This is a genomic window from Pandoraea sp. PE-S2R-1 (genome assembly GCF_002179865.1).
Lineage (GTDB): Bacteria > Pseudomonadota > Gammaproteobacteria > Burkholderiales > Burkholderiaceae > Pandoraea.
Window position 1 is genome coordinate 1 of record NZ_NGUR01000132.1, and the last position, 441, is coordinate 441.

The window sequence follows — 441 nt, forward strand, 5'->3', positions numbered from 1 at the left end:
GACGAACGCGAGCAGAACGAAGAGGAACGCCAGGTAGATCTGGCGCGCAAAGTATTTCTCGTAGACGCGCATCAGCGAGCCCCTCCCGATGCACGCGTCGCACCGGCGCCGGTGTCACGCCGGCGACCGAGCAGCCCGCGGAATCGCACGCGGCGCAAGTAAAGCAGCACGATGACGCAGAGGGCCACCGCGTGCAGCAACCAGACCCCGATGGCCATCGGTAGGCGCTCCTGCGCGACATACGCCTGCGACAGGCTCAACAGGTTGGTGTAGCCCAGATAGATCAGCACGGCCATGACCAGGTTGACGGTGCGGCCGTGGCGGGGTTCTGATAGGCGAGCGGTACGGCGAGCAGCACCAGCGCGAGCGCGAGCAGCGGCAGGCCGACGCGCCAGACGATCTCCCGCGGAAGATCGGATTCTTGATTTCGCGGAACAGGCG

At 66.0% G+C, this 441-nt stretch carries 1 protein-coding gene; it reads right to left on the minus strand.

Going from position 1 to position 441, the window contains the following annotated elements:
- Nucleotides 1-71 precede the first annotated feature (71 nt).
- The gene (locus tag CDV44_RS28195) at nt 72-296 is read right to left on the minus strand and encodes a hypothetical protein (protein WP_087691682.1); all 225 of its coding nucleotides are present in this window, start codon (nt 294-296) and stop codon (nt 72-74) included.
- Nucleotides 297-441: the final 145 nt, after the last annotated feature.

Bases quoted from the DNA above. Each gene is read 5' to 3' on its own strand.
- CDV44_RS28195 (WP_087691682.1), bottom strand. From the start codon at position 296: ATGGCCGTGCTGATCTATCTGGGCTACACCAACCTGTTGAGCCTGTCG.